The organism is Proteiniphilum sp. UBA1028 (genome assembly GCF_002316955.1).
GTDB lineage: Bacteria > Bacteroidota > Bacteroidia > Bacteroidales > Dysgonomonadaceae > Proteiniphilum.
Window position 1 is genome coordinate 57,164 of sequence record NZ_DCEN01000045.1, and the last position, 19,995, is coordinate 77,158.

Consider the following 19,995-nt stretch of genomic DNA (forward strand, 5'->3'; position numbering starts at 1 on the left):
GTGACAGCCATTTTTTAATCTTTCACCTTTATTATGATTACAGAATCCAATGAAAAATGTCTACTTTTAAATTAAATAGAATACACAGATGAATAAGAAAACCTTTTTATCGACTTTTATCCTCGTGTTGTTGCCACTTGCATACCTGGCAGCTCAATACCCACGCATCCCCAAAGAAGTACAGGAAGAAGCCAACAAGCTAATGGAAGAGACGCGTCGCCGGTCCGACATGGCCTGGGAAAAAGCACTTCCAATTATTGAGGCGGAGGCAAAAGCCGGCAAACCTTATATTCCCTGGGCTGCTCGTCCCTCCGATCTGCCACAGGCCTCTATTCCCGCATTTCCGGGTGCCGAAGGTGGCGGAGCCTATAGTTTTGGCGGTAGAGGCGGAAAAGTAATCACTGTAACAAACCTGAACGACAGCGGACCCGGTTCATTCAGAGATGCCTGTGAACAAGGTGGCGCCCGCATTGTTGTCTTTAATGTATCGGGGATCATCCGGTTGCAATCGCCCCTTGCTGTTCGTGCTCCCTACATCACCATAGCCGGACAAACAGCACCCGGTGACGGCATCTGCGTAGCTGGAGAGTCATTCTGGATCAACACCCACGATGTGGTGATACGGCATATGCGTTTCCGCAGAGGTGAGACATGGGTCGGACGCCGTGATGATGCGGTGGGTGGAAATCCCGTTGGAAATATCATGATGGATCATTTATCCACCAGTTGGGGTTTGGACGAGAATATGTCCATTTACCGGCATATGTGGAACGACAGCACCGGCAAAAGCGATCTGAAACTGGGCACGGTGAATATCACGATCCAGAATTCTATTTTCTCGGAAGCACTCGACACCTGGAACCACTCATTCGGCTCCACTTTGGGAGGAGAAAACTGTTCGTTTATGCGTAATCTCTGGGCCAACAATACCGGACGCAATCCTTCGATCGGATGGAATGGTGTATTCAACTTTGTCAATAATGTAATTTTCAACTGGATGCACCGGTCGGTAGACGGAGGTGACTACTCTGCAAAATACAACATCATTAATAACTATTACAAACCGGGACCCGTAACACCCAAAGAGGGGCCGGTAAGCCACCGATTACTGAAACCGGAATCGGGACGCAGCAAGTTATCCCGGAAAGTATACGGCATGGCCTTCGTACATGGAAATGTGGTTGAAGGAAACGAGAGCGTAACCAACGACAATTGGAACGGAGGAGTGCAGGTAGAGGATCTTGCCAATGCGGGTGACTACACGAATGAAATCAGATGGAAATCGCCGATGGCTATGCCTAAAATGACCATCATGGATGCCCGTGAAGCCTATGACTTTGTGCTGGAAAATGCAGGAGCTACACTCCCCCGGCGCGATGCAGTAGACGAAAGAATCGCAAGGGTGGTAAAAACGGGAGTCATTGAATATGCAGAAAATGTGAACCTCAAGGATATCCCAAAATTTGAATATCGCAGATTACCCGACGACTCCTACAAACTGGGAATAATTACCGATATCAGTCAGGTTGGTGGATATCCCGAATATAAGGGTACACCTTATAAAGATTCGGACAGCGACGGGATGCCCGACTGGTGGGAAGAGAAACACGGTTTGAATCCCAACGATCCGGCGGATGCCAACGGCGATATCAACGGAGATGGCTATACAAACATAGAAAAGTTTATCAACGGCATTGATCCGCAAACAAAGATCGACTGGACCAATCCTCTCTTTCATTACGATACGTTGCAGGCCAACGGCAATATTCACAAGCAATAAACAGATAAACAATCCATACGATGAAACTTTTTACAAGAATAAGCCTGTTCCTTATCCTGTCCACATTTGTGCCGTCCTTCATGCTGGCACAGTATCCCCTGATACCGGTAGAAGACCAGGAACAAGGCGACGCTTTTATGAATGAGGTAAAGCGACGCGCAGAGGAGGCATGGGCGAAGGCATTGCCTATCGTGGAAAAAGAAGCACGTGAGGGTCGACCTTATATTCCCTGGGCAGGTACCCCGAAAGCATTACCACAGGCCAGCATACCGGCTTTTCCCGGTGCTGAAGGAGGAGGAATGTTCACATGCGGCGGCAGGGGAGGAAAAGTATTTGTCGTAACCAGTCTGGAAGATAACGGCCCCGGCACCTTTCGGGAAGCATGCGAGGCAGGAGGCGCCCGAATCGTGGTATTCAATGTTTCGGGGATCATACGTCTGAAAACCCCGATTTCGATTCGTGCCCCCTACATCACCATTGCCGGGCAAACAGCACCGGGAGATGGAGTGGTGATTGCAGGCGAATCGGTAGACATCGACACACACGACGTAATTATCAGACACATGCGATTCAGAAGAGGCGAGGTGAACGTGCTACGACGCGATGATGCCGTAAGCGGAGAGGCAATTGGAAACATCATCATTGATCACACCTCCGCAAGCTGGGGACTGGATGAGTCTCTGTCTCTCTATCGAAACATGTGGAGTCCGGAACCCGATCGACATCCCGGCAGAAGCCCGGAAAAACTGCCTACAGTAAACATCACCGTTCAGAATAGCATCATCGCAGAGACGCTTGACACCTATAATCATGCATTTGGAAGCACCTTCGGGGGCCTCAACAGCACCATGGCCCGGAATCTTTTTGCCAATAACGTGGCACGCAATCCTTCCGTGGGAATGTGGGGTGACTTCTCGTTCGTGAACAACGTGATCTTTAACTGGTGGAACAGAACCATGGATGGGGGAGATTACAGATCAATGTGGAATATCATCAACAATTACTATAAACCGGGACCCATTACCCCCGAAGAGAGTCCTATCCGATACCGCATTGCGAAACCCGAAAAAGGAAGTATTGATTCTACGATTTTTGGCAGAATATACGCAAATGGAAATAGGATACACGACAACAAAGAGGTGTCTGACGATAACTGGGCCGGAGGCATTCAATTGGGCATGCCGCATGAGGAGGCAGTGAAATATTTTGATCAGGTTCGTGCCAGAACCCCGTTTCCCATGGCCGATGTAAGGATCATGCCTGCCCCGGAAGCCTTTGAATGGGTATTGGATCATGCCGGTGCCACCATCCCCAAAAGAGACGAGGTGGATACACGTATTGTGAAACAAGCAAGAACCGGCGTGATTGAATATCAGGAGGGACTGGATGCCAAAGATTCAAAATACGTAAAAAGAAGGCTGCCTGCCGACTCCTACAAAAAAGGGATCATCACCGATATCAGTCAGGTGGGAGGTTATCCCGAATATAACGGAACACCATACACAGATTCCGATAGCGACGGAATGCCCGACTGGTGGGAAGAGAAACACGGTTTGAATCCCAACGATCCGGCGGATGCCAACGGCGATATCAACGGAGATGGCTATACAAACATAGAAAAGTTTATCAACGGGATCAATCCGGAAACAAAAGTCGACTGGAGCAATCTGCAGTTTAACTATGATACGCTACGTGAAAAGGGGTACCTGCATCAGCAATAGCGCCATCAGAATAACCAAAAAAGTATTTACACAACAATCAAATAGTATCGTATAACAAACAGGATGAAAAGAAGTATCATTGTATTTTGCTTCATGGCATATGGATTGTTTCCTATAATCGCACAAAAGGCAGAGACCGCTGAAGCAAGACAGTACCTGGAAGTACTAAAGAAACGTTCCGAAAAAATATTGGATCAGTATGTTGAGATTCCTGTGGGGGAACAGCGGGAAAAAGTCAGGGACTTAATGGTCAGGCAGTACTGGGATCTCAACAAAGTACACGACACCAAAAACACCAAAATAGAGGGACTGAAAAAGTCCGGTCTCCCCGCAGGTAAATTTGAAAAAAAGAAAAACGGGGTAGAGAAAAAGGCTGAAAAGAAGCTGCTGAAGCTTCAAAAGAGATATATCAAAAACCTATCCAAATATTTAAATGAAGAACAGATTGACGGCATTAAAGAGGGAATGACACTGGGGGCAATGGCCCATAACTACAGAGGATTTACCGAGATGATACCGACACTCACATCAGAAGAGAAGGAGTATATCAGACAACAATTGCTGGATGCACGCAACAAAGCCATGAACATGGGTTCTTCGGAAGAAAAGCAGGCCATTTTCAGACAGTACAAAGGCAAGATAAACAATTATTTGTCGGAAGAAAAAGGGTATGATCTGAAAAAAGAAGGCGAACTGTGGCAGGAAAGAATTAAAAAGGCAAAAAAATGAAGCTCCTGCGTGCCCTGTAAGCAGATAGAAATAATCTATCCTATATTGAGAAGCAAATACTTTGATGCTATATATTATATCTATAAATTTGCAGTAGTTATAAACAAAACAATTAAATTATTGCATTATGAGAACAGTAGATTATTTACAGTTAGATCCGAAAAGTACTGAAAAAACAGTGGATGGTTTGCAAAAATTATTGGCCAATTTGCAGCTTTTTTATACCAACCTGCGTGGTTTCCACTGGAACGTGAAGGGTGTAGAGTTTTATGGCTTACACGCCAAACTTGAGGAATTCTACGACGATACCGCCGAAAAGGTGGATGAGGTAGCGGAGCGTATTCTGATGCTGGGAGGCGTGCCTGCTCATAATTATACCGAATATCTGAAAACTTCTTCCATCAAGGAAACGGGAGTTGTGAGCAATGCAAAAGAAATTGGGAAAAATCTTCTCGATTCGATGAAAGTGTTGATCAGCCTGGAGCGTGAAGTACTTGAAACAGCTTCTGAGGGTAACGACGAAGGTACTGTTGCCCTGATGAGCGATTTTATTTCGGCACAGGAGAAAAATATTTGGATGCTTACTGCCTTTCTCTCGTAAGAAAGAAGCATTCGGAGACAGCAAAAGCTCTCCACATTAATTTTAAGATCCCCAAAAGTATTTGCCTTACTTTTGGGGTTTTATTTTCCCTCTATGACAGTCTTAAATAGTTTTCGGTAAGTTTCGCCTACGGGTATCTGTTTTTTGCCGATGGCGATACGGTTCTTGTTCACGCTGCTGATCTTGTTTTTGTGAATGATGTAGGAACGGTGAACCCGCATAAACCGGTCGGGTGGCAATTCTTCTTCGAGCTGCTTCAGACTCATCAGTGATAAAATAGGTTTTGGCTCACTTTCGGTGTATATCTTCACATAATCTTTGAGGCCCTCGATATAGAGTATATCCTCATAAAGCACATGCAAAAGCCGGTATTCCGATTTTACGAAAATACCCACGTTTTCGTGGATCGTCTCGGCTTCAGGCTTTGCCGCGGTCATTTCAAACCACTCCAAGGCTTTTCTGGCAGCTGCGAGAAACTCATCGAAAGAAAAAGGTTTCAACAGGTAGTCGAGGGCACTCACCTTATACCCTTCCAGGGCATATTCGCTGAAAGCAGTGGTGAAGATGATCCGTGTACGGTGACTGATGACACGGGCGAAATCCATGCCGCTCATTTCAGGCATCTGTATATCCAGAAAGAGCAGATCCACCTTTTCTTCTGCAATATGCATCATGGCAGACCTCGCATTGCTGTATTTGCCAGTCAGCCGGAGAAAAGGGGTTTTTTGTACGTACGATTCGAGGAGAGACAAAGCCAGCGGCTCATCATCCACGATCCAGCAATTCAGTATCATCCTGTTGTTTTTTGGTGTCTATAACAAGCACGGTGGAATAGACATCACCTTCAATCGTTGTATGCCACAGGTAGCTATCCGGATATAGAAGTTCCAGCTTTCGTCTTACCAGTCCGAGGCCTATTCCGCTACCGCTTTTGTCCTGTTCCGATTTTGGGAAATAACTGTTTCGCGATACAAACTCAATCTTTCCATCGGGCTGCTCTTTCAGCGAAATATCGATAAAAGAGGGTTTATCACCGCTGATACCATGCTTGAATGCATTTTCGATCAAAGATATAAAAATGAGCGGAGAAATAAGGGTATTTCCCGTTTTCGAATAGGAGAAATTGGTGGTTAACTTCACATTGTCGGCCAGACGGATGCGCATCAATTCGATGTAGTTCCTCATAAATTCGGCTTCCTGGCGCAGCGGCACATATGTCTGGTTGTTGTCATACAGCAGGTGGCGTAACATCTTGCTTAAGTCCATAACTGCCTGCTGCGCCTTGGGGGGATTAAACTCAATCAGTGCATAAATATTATTGAGGGTGTTGAGCAGAAAGTGCGGATTGATCTGGTTCTTCAAATTCTGCAATTCGGCCTCCGATTTTGCTTTTGCCAATTCTTTGCGTTCATTGTCCACCTCAAACCACCGTACCGTCATTTTCAGTGCCACGCTCAATCCCATCACCAAAAAAAGAGAAGTGGAATTACGGACAATGAAAAGAAAAGGAAAAAAATGATTGCGCCTTCCACGCCATCTCGGCCGGAGATGAGGCAGCAAGTATTCAAGTAGTTCTTTACCATAGTGCATCAAAAAGGCAACGGTAATGATCAACAGAATGTTAAAAATGACGAACTCCCTGGTTTTACCCCTGTGTAGGAACTTGTCGATCAGAAAGAGATAGTTCAAGTAAAAAACCAGCATGAATCCCAACATTTCAGGGATTGATCGTAAAAAAGGGCGCCAGGTGAAGACACGTTCTGAATCCATAAAAAAGTATGGGAGAATGAATATCACTCCCCATAACAACAGGTGGACAACTATATTGTTCCACCTGCTTCGCCGTTTTTGTATAAAGATCTTCCCCATTCGGTTACATTTCGATATATTCAACAAATTTAGCGATTATTTGCATAAATCAATCATTATTTATATAATGAATTTTTTTCGAATCATCGGCCATGTCCGCCATGATCGTGTCCGTAGCCTCTCTGAGGCATCATGTCACTCCGCGTGGCTCCTCCTTTAAAGATATTGAACCGATACACGAAATGCACCATAAAATAGCTTGTGAGCGTATTGGTGGTTGTATCACGTATATAATTGGAAGTTACACTTCTGTTGATGTTGCTGCGTTGCTGCAGAATATCGTATATTTTGAAGCGGATAGTTCCATTTTTCTGTTTAAACAGTGTCTTTTGCAGTGAGGCATTCCACAGCCATTCGTTCTGTTCAAATCCATCGGAATAACCAGAGTTGGTGGAGTAATTGATATCGCTCTCCAACGTGAGATCCCATGGCAGGTAAATAGCTGTGGTAGCATTCCCGCCATAATTGAAATACTGCTGGTCACTCTGCCCCTGGAGACTGTTGGTGACATTATTGAAATTTAGGTTTCCCCGGATACCAAAGTCGAACAGGTCGGATCGATAGTTCAAGCCGAGCACTTCGGCCAGTGATAATCGTTTGTTGGTGTTCATGTCTTCATCGGTAAAATCGTTTGCTTCTGCATCATTTACGATGGACTTCGAAAAACCATTCGTAAGGTTGTAGCTGGCAAACGACATGGAGAATACCGAGAATTTGATGTTTTTAAGCGGCACATTAAACATGATGCGTCCATTAGCATTCCAGTTACCCGTCACATTTTGATAGGTTGACATCTTTCGGCCGGTATTTACATTGGTAATGGTGGCCCGAACAATGTCGTTGGTAAGGTACCCCCCATTGATGAATGCGTTAAAAGAACTTGCCTTTTCCGGATTCGATATCTGATAGCGTATGTTGAGACGATGCTGAAACGAAGGTTTCAGGTTGGGATTACCGTAACTGATGTTCAGGGGGTCTGAAACGTCCACGACCGGTGAAAGCTGTGAAACCGAAGGCTGATCCGTATTGCCGAAATAACGAATTCTGAGGTTGTGGGTGCGGCTCCAGCGATAATTGAGCTGTGCCATAGGGGCGTAGTTGATCACGTCCTGCTTCCCGTCATACTTTATGTCCGATCCGATAAATGTTTTACTTCGGGAAGAGGATGGCTGCATGGAGAAGCCAAACAGGTAATCAAATTTCTCCCGAACCGACCTGAAGTTAACCTCCAGCTCCTGATTCACAAAATTGTTCTCCAGACGCTTGCTGTAAAGCGTATCGAGTACTGTGTAGTTTCCGGATTCATCTCTTGAACGGGTGTCTTTGTCGGATTCCGAAAAATTTTGTCTGTATTGGTATGCCAATTGGAGGAAATTATTCGTTCCTATCGGTTCCACGTAAGAAACATATCCTCGCCACGACTGGCTACTGTTGACATTGGTAAAGCGCTGATCTATGATATCGTTGGGACGTGTTCCGTTGTAGAATGTACCCGACTTACTGGTACCCTCGTTATCGGAGTCGCCTGTTTGGCCTCTCAGCTGCACACTCAGCACCCTACCCTCTTTACCCAGCTGACGACTTGCATCGAGATTGAATGACATATCCTTCCCCTTTCCCTCTGAAAAATAGTCCGATTCACCATGGTTGATGGTATCACCAGTCAGTTCACTTACCGTGAGGAAATCACCCGTTTCGTTGCGGTTATTGTTATAAAACGATACCTGGGGACGGAAAATGATTTTGGTGAGCGAGTCCGGATCCCACTCAAGCCTGAAGTCCAGGTTAAAGTTCTGACTTTTATTGTTTGCCACATTGCTCTCCTCTTCGAGCGTATTGCCTGCACTCAACAAGTTCTGAGTGAAAACGTTGGAGAGAACATTGTTGTCTGTATATCCGTAACGGACATTTCCTCCAAACTTTAACTTTGGCGTAAACTGCTTGCTGAAGTTCCCCCCCAGGTTGGCCGAAGTAGCAATACCGTCTTGTCCGCCAAACATCATTCCGCGGCCACCGCGCCCTCCCATGCTTCCAAACATGGAGGAAGCCAGATCTGAAAAACCGGCATTGTTCGTATTGTTGATACCCCCGAGGAAAGTATACTGATCTTTGTCTTTCATGTAATTAACCATGGCGTTTCCCTCATAACGCTCTTTGCTGCCATAGCCTGCAAAAGCACTGCCGAAAAGGCCTTCTTTCATCCCGGGGCGCACCATCAGGTTGATCACATTTTCCTCCTCACCATCATCAAATCCGGTCATCTGTGCCATCTCTGTCCTTCTTTCAAGCACCTGTAATTTTTCGACCATTTTAGCCGGCAGGTTTTTTGACGCCACCTTCGGATCGTTGCTGAAAAATTCTTCCCCGTCTACCAGTATCTTCTTAATTTCTTTTCCATTCACCGTAATTTTTCCTTCGTTGTCAATTTCCACACCGGGCATTTTCTTCAACAGATCTTCTACCACCGCACTCTCTGTAACTTTATACGAGTCGGCATTGTACTCAAGTGTATCGCCCTTCACCGTAATTTCCGGAGCCTTGGCGGTGACTACCGTTTCCGACAGCATTATGTTGTCATTGCTCAGGATGATATTTCCCAGTTTCACGTTCGGGTGTGAAGATGTCACCTGCACATCACGGTACACATCGTTGTAGCCAATAAAGGAAATATGCAGGATATACGATCCGCTTTTCACAGGGATCGTGAACAAACCCTCTGCATTGGAAGCTTTGCCTGTCACGAAGGCGCTATCCGCACGCTGTAATACCCGTACGCTGGCCAGGGGAACCGGTTCTTCCGTCTCCTCATCTATCAGCTTCCCTGAAATAGATGTTTCCGATTGAGCCTGCGCGATCATCGGGAGAGTACACAACGAAAGCGTAATCGCTAAAATAAATAATTTCTTCATAGTCGTGTTATTGCCTGATACTTTTCTTTTAAACTGAAATGTACCGCAAAAGTATACCCATCAAAAAATCCAGGCAAAAGAAATAGACAAACTGCGTGATTTCATCGACCAATGAAGGCTTTCAGACAATCAACCCGATGGCAAAAGAGAATAAAAGATTGAAGAGTGTATTCATGTTGGCATTTTTTTTTAATTTTGCACGCGTTTCAATTGTCAAAGAAAAATTCTGATATTCATCCTGAAAAATTGATTCATTATCTTATGTTAAAATCATTAAAAAGTGAAGATTGGGTGGCCACAATTATTGGTGCCGTCATCCTTCTGCTTGTTATCCTTTCGCCTTCCTTCATGAAGAATTACGCATATATGTCTGTGATGGTTGCTATTTTGGCTTACCTGGGATATCTCTTCATGGGAAACAAAGACAATGGCAGGTTTCTGCTCTCCTTTGCAGTCGTGTATTTGCTGGCATGGCTGGCCACCATCATTGCCGGCTTTACCCCCATCAAAACCATGGGGCTTGAGTCGGTATTTTTTGCCGTCATTATCGGCCTGCTTATCCGCAACACGGTGGGACTACCCAAATGGCTGGCTCCGGCTGTAAAAAGCGAATATTACATCAAAGCCGGATTGGTGATCCTGGGTAGCTCCATCCTGTTCAACGAGATCATGAAAGCAGGTGCTCTGGGCATGGTGCAGGCTATCATTGTGGTTTTGTCGGTTTGGTATTTCAGTTTCCGGGTTGCCAACAAAATATTCAAAATTGACAAAGAGATGTCAATTTTACTCTCCAGCGCAGTTTCTATTTGTGGGGTTTCGGCAGCGATTGCAACCAGCGGTGCCATCAAGGGAAATCCCAAAAAGCTCTCTTTCGTGATTTCGTTGGTGTTGATCGTTGCCATCCCTATGATGTACCTCCTGCCCTATTTGGCCAAGTGGATGGGGCTGAGTGAAGAGGTTGCGGGCGCCTGGCTGGGAGGCACAATCGATACTACTGCAGCCGTGGTAGCCTCCGGCAAGTTTATTGGTGAAACTGCCGAACAATATAGCGTCATCATCAAGTCTGCACAGAATGTACTCCTGGGGGTAGCTGCCTTTGTGATTTCCATCTATTGGTCTTACAAGGGTACAAACAACGATATCCGCCCTTCGGGCAGCGTTTTATGGAATCGATTTCCAAAGTTTGTCATCGGCTTTCTGGTTGCATCATTGGTATTTAGTTTCGCCTTCGATGTCGAAACGGGGAAAGCATTGTCTAGCGTGGGCAATAAAGGCGCGCGCGGCCTGCTGTTCTCATTGGCATTTGTCTGTATAGGGCTGGAAACCGACTTTCGTTATATATTCAAGAAGGAGAATGCCAGGTATATCTGGTCGTTCCTCACTGCACAAACTTTTAATATTTTAATCACCTTGCTTGTCGCCTGGTTGTTGTTCAAAAGCATTTGATATCATATTTTCCAAACAAAACCACGCTTACGTGCGTTCTTTGAAAGTTCGTATCAACATAAAATTCCCGGAAAACAGTTTGTCAACTTTAAAACGTTTTTTGGTGATTAAACAGTAAGCATCATCCCGATGAAACGATTTCTTCGTCTTCTCGTCAACATAGCCGTCGCCAACACAAGCACCTACCTGCTTTGGAGCGCCTTTTCATTCTGGATTTACCTCGAAACCAAGTCGGTGCTGGTACTCTCGGTACTCAGCGGCACCTATATGCTGCTGGTTACTCTGTCCAGCATGTTTTTCGGGACAATTGTCGATAAACACAAGAAGAAAAAGGTGATGACGGGGGCATCGGTTGTAACAATGATACTACTGCTGCTGGCGAGCACTGTTTTTTTTCTGACCGGCACAACCCATATTGCCAACATGTCTTCACCGGCATTTTGGCTTTTCTCGCTGCCTCTTTTATTGAGTGCACTAACCGGTAATCTTCGGGGGATTGCACTCTCCACTACCGTATCTCTGCTTGTGCCGAAACAGGACTATGCCCGTGCTAACGGCATGATAGGAACAATTCAGGGGTTCGGGATGATCGCCAACACCGTGTTCAGCGGACTCATTATCGGCTACCTGGGAATGGACTGGGCCATTTTTATTACATTGCTGCTGTCGGCTGCCACATTGGTTCATCTTTTCTTTCTCTCCATTCCCGAAGAACAGATTGTACACGACAGACACCTGCAAAACAGCCATATCGATTTTCGGGGAGCTTTCAGAGCAATACATATGGTGCCGGGACTGATGGCACTTATTTTCTTCACCACATTCAATAATTTCATCGGTGGTGTCTTTGCGGTACTGCTTGATCCGTACGGGCTCACTCTCTTCCCGGTGGAGATCTGGGGTATTATCCTTGGATTTACCGGTACCGGATTTATTCTGGGAGGATTACTCATCGGAAAGCTGGGACTTGGCAAAAGCCCACTTCGCTCGTTACTTCTCGGCTACATACTCATCAGCTTCATCTGTATCTTTTTCACCCTGCGGGAAGGGTCGGTTTTATTTGTGGGAGGAATGTTTCTTTATATGCTCATTGCGCCGATCATTGAAGCAGGTGAACAGACCATTATCCAGACCGTTGTACCAAAGCCAAAGCAAGGTCGGGTTTTTGGGTTCGCACAAACAGTAGAAGCAGGCGTGACGCCTGTTTCAATCTTCATAATTGGTCCTTTGGCACAAACTATTATTATTCCGTATATGAAGAGCGATGCAGGAAAACAGGCATTTGGCCGGCTACTGGGGGAAGGCGATACGCGCGGCATTGCGCTCACCTTCGTGGTGGCAGGTGTTTTCATGCTTTTGTTATCACTTCTCGCTCTCCGTTCAAAAGCCTATCATATTCTTTCAGCATCCTACAAGTGTAAGATGGACAAAGAGGAATAATCAATCAGAGCTCTCTGGCCAATTTCAGCCATCTGAAGTTGGCACGTTCCACCGAAATATCGGACCAGCTGTCGACATTAAACTCAAAACAGACTGCCGAGCAAGTAGGAAGGTTGTCAAGCCTCACACCCAAATCATTGATCAGGTCGGTCACTCCCGGATTATGTCCCACATAAAGACAGCTCTCCACGTCGTCCGTCAACTTGGAAAGGACATTCAGTATCCACCGGGAGGGTGCAAAATAAAGGTTTTGGTCTGTTTGAATCTCATCTTCTGGATAACCAATTTGCCGTGCGGCAAGGATGGCCGTTTCGTGTGCCCTTCTTGCGGAAGAAGAAAGAATGAGGTTGGGTGTACCAAATCTCTTTAGGATATAGCTCCCCATGGCATCCGCATTTTTCCGGCCACGATCGGTAAGGACACGATCGTAATCGTCCTTGGCCATTGTATCTTGTTCGGCTTTGCCGTGACGAAGAATTATCAGTTGTTTCATATCAACCCCAGCTTAAAATAACTTTTCCACACTCTCCGCTTTCCATCACATCAAATCCCTTTTGGAATTCGTCGATACCGAATCTGTGCGTGATGACAGGCGACAGGTCGAGGCCTGAAATAAGCATCTGTTCCATCTGGTACCATGTCTCCCACATCTCCCGACCATATATCCCCTTTAGAGTCAATGCCTTGAATATAACTTCGTTCCAATCGACCGTTGTGTTGTTGGGCAGGATGCCCAGCAGGGATATTTTGGAACCGTTGTACATGTTGTCGATCATCTCGCGGAAACCTGCCGGTGAGCCGGACATCTCCAGCCCCACATCGAAGCCGCGCATACCCAGCTTCTTCACTGCCTGCGCAATAGTTTCCCCTTTTGAAGGATTGACGGTGAGCGTGGCGCCCATCTTTCTGGCTATATGGAGACGGTATTCACTCAGATCACTCACTACGATATAGCGTGCACCCGCAAAACGACAAATGGCTGTGGCCATGCTGCCGATAAGACCTGCTCCGGTAATCAGCACATCTTCGGCAATCAGCGGAAAAGACAGGGCTGTGTGGGTGGCATTGCCAAAAGGATCCATGATGGAAGCAATTTCATCGGGTATACGGGAGTCAAGTTTCACCACATTCGATGCCGGCAGGGAGAGATATTCTGCAAATGCACCATCGCGATTGACGCCCACGCCGACGGTATTCTCACACACATGCAGCTTGCCACGCCGACAGTTACGGCAATGTCCGCAAGCAATGTGCCCCTCACCCGTCACCCGATCTCCGATTTTAAGGTTTTCTACGCCACTGCCCATATCCACAATTTCACCAACATACTCGTGACCGATTGTCATGGGGGTTTTGATGGTTTTCTGTGACCAGTCGTCCCACTTATAAATATGCAGGTCGGTCCCGCAAATAGCTGTTTTCTTTATTTTAATCAATACATCGTTCACGCCGATGGAAGGAACGGGTATTTCTTCCATCCAGATGCCTTTTTCGGGTCTTCGTTTTACCAGTGCCTTCATTTTATTCAGTTTTCAAATTTCAGTTCGACAACTACAAATCACTGACACAAAATCAAATTACCCCTAATTTTTTTCCAATTTTGACAAATGCATCGATAGCTTTGTCAAGATGTGCCCTTTCATGTCCTGCGGAGAGCTGTACCCGGATACGTGCCTGCTCTTTGGGTACCACAGGGTAATAAAATCCGGTCACATAGATTCCTTCTTCGAGCAGTTCGGATGCAAACAGTTGTGATAGTTTGGCATCGTAGAGCATCACGGCACAAATAGCCGATTGTGTGGGCTTAATGTCGAAATTAGCCTCTTTCATCTTTGCGATAAAGTAATCCACGTTCTCGTGCAGTTTGTCCTGTAGATGATTTGATTCCTGCAGCAAACGAAAAGCTTCCACACCCGATGCAGCCACCATGGGAGGAATGGAATTGGAGAAGAGATAAGGACGCGAACGCTGACGCAGCATGTCGATGATCTCCTGTCGTCCGGAGGTAAACCCGCCGATAGCACCCCCGAAGGCTTTGCCCAGGGTGCCGGTGATGACATCCACTTTGCCCATGACGCCATATTGTTCCGTAACTCCTTTTCCGGTTTTGCCCACCACACCGGCGGAGTGACTCTCGTCGACCATGACTAGTGCATCGTACTTTTCTGCCAACAGCAGGATTTTATCGAGTGGCGCCACGTTGCCGTCCATTGAAAATACGCCGTCGGTGACAATAATTCGGAAACGTTGCTCCTGTGCTTCCTGCAGACTTTCCTCCAGACTGACCATGTCGGCATTCGCATAGCGGTAACGTTTGGCTTTGCAGAGACGTACCCCGTCGATGATGGATGCGTGGTTCAACGAGTCGGAGATGATGGCGTCTTCTTCGGTAAAAAGAGGTTCAAAGAGACCTCCGTTGGCATCGAAACAGGATGCATAGAGAATGGTATCGTCTGTTTTAAAAAAATCACTGATGGTTTTTTCAAGTTCCTTGTGGTAATCCTGTGTGCCACAGATAAACCGGACCGACGACATGCCGTAGCCCCGTTCGTCAAGGGCTTTCTTTGCTGCAGCGATCAACCGTGGATGATCGGATAAACCGAGGTAGTTGTTGGCACAGAAGTTGAGTACCTGCTGACCGGATTGTACCTTGATCTCTGCGCGTTGTGGCGTAACAATGACCCGTTCATTTTTATAAAGGCCTGCCTCCTCTATGGCTTTCAACTCAGCCTGCAAAAGTTGTTGTATTTTTCCGTACATATTCTTCTTTTTTTCTGTGATCTGTTTTCGGTGTTTTGCTTTGTGGTTTTTGTGCCACTTAATTTATTGGAGCCTGCAATTCGTTCCGGTCGTCATCCATTTCGTCGAGCAATGAGGGCGGCAGCGATTTTCTGGCTTTTACTCCCAGCTCGCGCAGCTTCTCTGTCTGTCCGATAAGATTTCCCCTACCTGCCTTCAACTGTCCGTAAGCACTCTCATAACTTCGCTGGGCCCTGTTGAGATGAATTTCAATATCGGTAAGAGAATCGACAAAGTTGACAAACTTATCGTACAGCGCAGCACCCCGATCAGCAATCTCTAAAGCATTGCGGTTTTGGTATTCACGCTTCCACAAATCTACAATTAATTTCAATGCAGCGATCAGGTTTGTGGGACTGATCAGCAGAATTTTTTTTTCGTAAGCGTATTGCCAGAGGCTCTCCTCATGGCGCAAGGCCAGCATATATGCCGGTTCATTGGGGACAAACATCATCACGAAATCGAGCGAATCAGCATAATTCTGATAGCTTTTCCGGCTCAGCTCATCGATATGTTTCCGTACCGAACGAAGGTGTTCCCCAATGAACTTCTTCTGTTCTTCCGGATTATCGCTGCCGGTATAGCCAGCATATGCCGTGAGTGATACTTTTGAGTCAATGATCACCTTTCGGTTATCTGGATACGCAATAATCACGTCCGGCTGCATTTTGGATCCGTTCTCGCCGGTATAGTAATTTCCATCATGGTCTTTCAGAAATTCCTGGACGAAATACTCCCTTCCCTTCACCAGCCCTGACCGCTCCAGAATGTTCTCCAGGATCACCTGCCCCCAGTCGCCCTGTGTTTTGGAATTACCCTTGAGCGCATTGGTCAGGTTGTTGGCTTCGTTACTGAGACGGTCGTTTAGCTCCCGCAGGTTTTTTACTTCCTGCCCCAATGAGAAACGCTCCTTCGCCTCGGTGACATATACCTCTTCCACCTTCTTGCGGAACGTATCGATATTCTCTCCCAGCGGTTTTAGGATCCTATCCAGATTTTCTCTGTTCAGGTTCGTGAATTTTTCGGTTTTCTCCTCCAGTATCTTTGATGCAATCTGCTCAAACTCCAAGTTGAACTGTTTATGAATGGACTCCATCTCTTTCTTCTGCAGCTCCAGCTTCTCGGTCAGCATTTTATTTTCTGCTGTGTACGTGGCAAGCAACTTGTTGGTCTCGTTAAATTCATCGGTAATTGTCTTCAGATCAGACTTATAACGCGCAATATCCTGTTCCATATCCGACAGTCTCTGACTGGAGACAGCAAGTTGGGTGTTCAGCTTTTGATTCTCCTGCGAGAGTGTCTCAAATCTGCTTCTGGGAACGGTTTTCGACTGTCTGTACAGCGAAACAATAATCCATGCCAGAATGCCACCTATCCCACAACCCACCAACATATAAAGGAGATCTGCGTAATCTTTCACGATAAACCTGTTAAATTCACGATATCTTTTCTCTGTGCTATTTGATATTTCTCAGCACATGGCCCATGCGTTTTTTTTTCGTCTCCATATAAAAATGGTTATAAGGATTGGGCGTGATTTCCAGCGGCACATTTTCCACTACTTCCAGGCCGTACGACTCCAGGCCGATCCGTTTTCTGGGATTGTTGGTCATCAACCTCATTTTCCGCACATCAAGGCTGCGCAGAATCTGAGCCCCCACGCCATAATCTCTTTCGTCGGCCTGATATCCAAGATGCAGATTGGCATCAACGGTGTCGAGGCCCTGTTCCTGCAGCTTGTATGCCGCAGCCTTGGCCATGAGCCCAATACCGCGTCCCTCCTGATTCAGATAGACCAGTACGCCTCTGCCCTCCTTCTCAATCAGCTGCAATGCCTTGTGCAGCTGCTCTCCGCATTCACACCGCATAGACCCGAAGATATCGCCGGTCATGCACGAAGAATGCACCCTCACCAGGATTGATTCATTTTCGTGCCACTCGCCCTTTATGAGTGCAACATGCTCCTGTCCGGTAGCTTTTTGCAGAAAGGGAATCATTTTAAATTCACCGTATTCGGTAGGAAGATGCACCGCCTCTCCCCGTTCGATGAGCGACTCAGTCTGCAATCTATACTTGATTAAATCGGCCACTGACACAATCTTAAGATTGAATTTTCTGGCCATCTCCATCAATTCGGGAAGGCGCGCCATTGAACCATCTTCTCTTTTTATCTCAGCGAGTGCTCCTGCAGGATACAATCCGGCTAAACGGGCAAAATCGATGGTTGCCTCGGTGTGTCCTGCCCTGCGGAGTACCCCCTTTGACTGTGCTCTTAGCGGAAAAATATGACCCGGACGGCCAAAATCTTCCGGTGCTGTCTCCTCTCTCGTAAGAGCAAGGATTGTCTGCGCCCTGTCGTAAGCCGATATACCTGTTGAGCAGCCATGAGTAAGAAGATCGATGGAAACGGTGAAGGGAGTAGAGTGTATGGATGTGTTATGGGTAACCATCATCGGCAACTCCAGCTCTTCGGCGCGTTCTTTCGTGATCGGGGCGCAAATGAGCCCACGGGCATGGGTTTCCAGAAAGTTTATCTTCTCCGGAGTAATACACTCTGCCGCTATAATCAAATCGCCTTCATTCTCTCTGTCTTCATCGTCAACAACAATGATAAAATTTCCTTTTCGGATCTCTTCAATAGCTTCCTCTATGGTGTCTAATGTAATTTTTTTTTGCATATCTCAATTTAGTTTTTTACGCTATAAACACGCTGCCAGGTGCATGTGTTTCACTTATAATTTCAATCATTTCGCCACTCAGACGTTTTACATCTTTCAGGTCTTTTTTGGTCCTGAGTTCAAACGGTACCGATAATATTCGCAGGACAAATCCCACAGGGAAAAGATACATACATATTTTAGCCCAAACAGAACAGGCTTTTAACAACCGTATTTTCGTAATGAGCACCGGGAACTCCTCTGCCTTTGCCAGTTCTTCCAAACTCCGGGAGTTGGATAATTGACTAAGAATGATCTCCATGGAGCTTTTAATAGTGTGCAGTTCTTTTTCGTATGCACCATCGGTCCAATAGGTTTTATATGATAAACGGTTGTATTTGATGAGATAACGGTCTATCTCATCCGAAAGCCCTGACAGTGAACGAACAATTTCTTCGTATCCGGGACGGTCGATGATTACGCTTTTTACCGGGTATTTTCTTTTTTCACGAATGAAGAATAATTTTTTAAAGAATTCCCAATAGGTATCTGCATTCATAATCACCGAATCGTTCATTGCCTTGTAGGTCAAAAAGATGCCGACAGGAAGAAGAATGAGCGAACTGAACCACATCCCAAACCAATGTTCCCATACCCCGTCGCGCGTCATCTTGTATCCAACATTATCCACAATATAGTAAATGATGAAGAGCACCACCGAAATGACGATAGGTGTCCCCAAACCGCCCTTTCTAACGATGGATCCCAACGGAGCACCAATAAAAAAGAAAATAAGACAGGTAAAGGGAATGGTAAATTTGCGGTGCCATTCTATCCAATGGCGGTTGATGGTCTTTTGGGTGGTGGTTTTATTGAGTGACCGGAAAAGAAACTCGTTGCTATTGTTGTCGGCCTTCATAAAAGCGCTTTGCAGGATGGTCGATTGCTGTTCTAGTTCTTTTGACTGCAGCAACGTATCGGGTCGTGGAACTTCCACTCGGGTATCCAATGAACCCGCCATGAGTGAATCCTTCTTTTCAGAGGGATAACTATTGCGAAAAGTAAGGTAGGAGTAATTTTTCATCAGGTTTCGGTCTACCCTGTTCACGCTGTCCATAATCATCGTCATGGAATCGATGGATGTACCCAGCTCTGATAAGTTCTTGGACACATAATTACTGGTTGAACTTCCTTCAATCACCTCCTCTCCCATGCGGTTAAAATTGGCATCATAAGAGATCATCATGGTCTTCGTATCGAAATTTTCTCTTGCGTATGGTACAAAATCGACAGCATGCCGGGGAGTAGTGCCTTGTGTGAAATTTTGGAACTGCTGCCCGCTGTACATGGTGAAGATCAGCATGGTTTTGTCTTCGGTCGAGTTCATTTCAGCCGAATCACAAATGATTACAGCCATGTTGTCAAATCCGTTAGCTACATCGTAAATGAGCACATCATACAGCATTCCCGTTTTGCGATCTTTTTTATCGACATAAATGTTGTAACCATCAATTTCTTTATAAAAAACGCTTTCGGGCACATCCAGCTCGGGAGAAGCCTGGCGTATGGAGATGAGCAGCGAATAGAATTTGGTCTGTATCTTTGGAATGGCATTATTCTGAAAAAAGAACGCCCCCACACTGATAAGAAAGATAAGGATTATGAGAGGCTTCATGATTTTCAGCAAGGGAATACCTGCCGACTTGATGGCCAACAGTTCCAGATTCTCTCCCATATTTCCGAAAACCATCAGCGATGCCAATAAAATGGCCAACGGCAATGCCATGGGAATAAGGTTCAGGGCTGCATAAAAAAACATCTCCCCGATCACATCAAGCCCCAGGCCTTTGCCCACCATATCCTCCACATATTTCCATAAAAATTGCATCAACACCAGAAACAGGCATATGGCAAAAGTCATCAGAAAAAGCGGTATAAAGGTCTTTAATATATAGCCATATAACCGCTTTATGTGGAAAAATTTACTCATTAAATCTGAACAAAAAGGGACCCGTTTAAATTGAAGGCAAAGATAATAAAATCA

Annotated in this window: 15 protein-coding genes; 6 read left to right on the forward strand and 9 right to left on the reverse strand. The window is 45.9% G+C overall.

What is annotated here, in order from left to right:
- Window positions 1-88: 88 nt before the first annotated feature.
- From B3Z75_RS07935 to B3Z75_RS07950, 4 genes are all read left to right on the forward strand, one after another.
- The gene (locus B3Z75_RS07935) at window positions 89-1,780 is read left to right on the forward strand and encodes a pectate lyase family protein (protein ID WP_294069711.1); all 1,692 of its coding nucleotides are present in this window, start codon (window positions 89-91) and stop codon (window positions 1,778-1,780) included.
- Window positions 1,781-1,800: 20 nt separating this feature from the next.
- Window positions 1,801-3,501: a pectate lyase family protein gene (locus B3Z75_RS07940; RefSeq protein ID WP_294069714.1), complete on the forward strand. Its 1,701-nt coding sequence runs from the start codon at window positions 1,801-1,803 to the stop codon at window positions 3,499-3,501.
- A gap of 63 nt (window positions 3,502-3,564) precedes the next feature.
- Window positions 3,565-4,230 (forward strand): DUF3826 domain-containing protein, encoded by a 666-nt coding sequence (locus B3Z75_RS07945; RefSeq protein WP_294069716.1) that lies wholly within the window; start codon window positions 3,565-3,567, stop codon window positions 4,228-4,230.
- 127 nt (window positions 4,231-4,357) lie between these two features.
- Window positions 4,358-4,831: a Dps family protein gene (locus B3Z75_RS07950; protein ID WP_294069719.1), complete on the forward strand. Its 474-nt coding sequence runs from the start codon at window positions 4,358-4,360 to the stop codon at window positions 4,829-4,831.
- Between the two features lie 80 nt (window positions 4,832-4,911).
- Here B3Z75_RS07950 and B3Z75_RS07955 read toward each other — a convergent pair whose 3' ends face one another.
- The 3 genes from B3Z75_RS07955 to B3Z75_RS07965 form a co-directional block, all read right to left on the reverse strand.
- Window positions 4,912-5,625: a LytR/AlgR family response regulator transcription factor gene (locus tag B3Z75_RS07955; RefSeq protein ID WP_294069722.1), complete on the reverse strand. Its 714-nt coding sequence runs from the start codon at window positions 5,623-5,625 to the stop codon at window positions 4,912-4,914.
- Window positions 5,597-6,535, reverse strand: coding sequence for a sensor histidine kinase (locus tag B3Z75_RS07960; protein WP_294069727.1), 939 nt, complete (start codon window positions 6,533-6,535; stop codon window positions 5,597-5,599). Before B3Z75_RS07960 ends, B3Z75_RS07955 begins: the two co-directional genes overlap by 29 nt.
- A gap of 248 nt (window positions 6,536-6,783) precedes the next feature.
- A complete protein-coding gene (locus B3Z75_RS07965) occupies window positions 6,784-9,609 on the reverse strand; it encodes a TonB-dependent receptor (RefSeq protein WP_294069730.1) in 2,826 nt (941 codons plus the stop codon).
- A gap of 261 nt (window positions 9,610-9,870) precedes the next feature.
- Between B3Z75_RS07965 and B3Z75_RS07970 the strand changes: the two genes are divergently transcribed.
- Entirely contained in the window at window positions 9,871-11,055 is a 1,185-nt protein-coding gene (locus B3Z75_RS07970; protein WP_294069733.1) for a YeiH family protein, read from the forward strand.
- A gap of 129 nt (window positions 11,056-11,184) precedes the next feature.
- The gene (locus B3Z75_RS07975) at window positions 11,185-12,495 is read left to right on the forward strand and encodes an MFS transporter (RefSeq protein ID WP_294069736.1); all 1,311 of its coding nucleotides are present in this window, start codon (window positions 11,185-11,187) and stop codon (window positions 12,493-12,495) included.
- Window positions 12,496-12,499: 4 nt separating this feature from the next.
- Here the strand turns inward: B3Z75_RS07975 and B3Z75_RS07980 are convergent, their stop codons facing one another.
- Genes B3Z75_RS07980 through B3Z75_RS08005 form a run of 6 tightly spaced genes read right to left on the reverse strand, consistent with a single transcriptional unit; the run spans window position 12,500 to window position 19,941 of the window.
- Complete coding sequence (locus B3Z75_RS07980; RefSeq protein ID WP_294069739.1) at window positions 12,500-12,988, reverse strand: SixA phosphatase family protein; 489 nt, start codon at window positions 12,986-12,988, stop codon at window positions 12,500-12,502.
- 1 nt (window position 12,989) lies between these two features.
- Entirely contained in the window at window positions 12,990-14,015 is a 1,026-nt protein-coding gene (gene tdh, locus B3Z75_RS07985) for an L-threonine 3-dehydrogenase (protein WP_294069742.1), read from the reverse strand.
- Window positions 14,016-14,067: 52 nt separating this feature from the next.
- Window positions 14,068-15,255: a glycine C-acetyltransferase gene (kbl, locus tag B3Z75_RS07990; RefSeq protein WP_294069747.1), complete on the reverse strand. Its 1,188-nt coding sequence runs from the start codon at window positions 15,253-15,255 to the stop codon at window positions 14,068-14,070.
- A gap of 58 nt (window positions 15,256-15,313) precedes the next feature.
- Window positions 15,314-16,714 (reverse strand): DNA recombination protein RmuC, encoded by a 1,401-nt coding sequence (gene rmuC / locus B3Z75_RS07995; protein WP_294069749.1) that lies wholly within the window; start codon window positions 16,712-16,714, stop codon window positions 15,314-15,316.
- Between the two features lie 37 nt (window positions 16,715-16,751).
- Window positions 16,752-17,972 carry a bifunctional 3,4-dihydroxy-2-butanone-4-phosphate synthase/GTP cyclohydrolase II gene (locus tag B3Z75_RS08000; protein ID WP_294069754.1) on the reverse strand — a complete coding sequence of 407 codons (1,221 nt, stop codon included), beginning with the start codon at window positions 17,970-17,972 and terminating at the stop codon, window positions 16,752-16,754.
- A 16-nt stretch (window positions 17,973-17,988) separates the two neighbouring features.
- Window positions 17,989-19,941, reverse strand: coding sequence for an LptF/LptG family permease (locus B3Z75_RS08005; RefSeq protein ID WP_294069757.1), 1,953 nt, complete (start codon window positions 19,939-19,941; stop codon window positions 17,989-17,991).
- Window positions 19,942-19,995 lie beyond the last annotated feature (54 nt).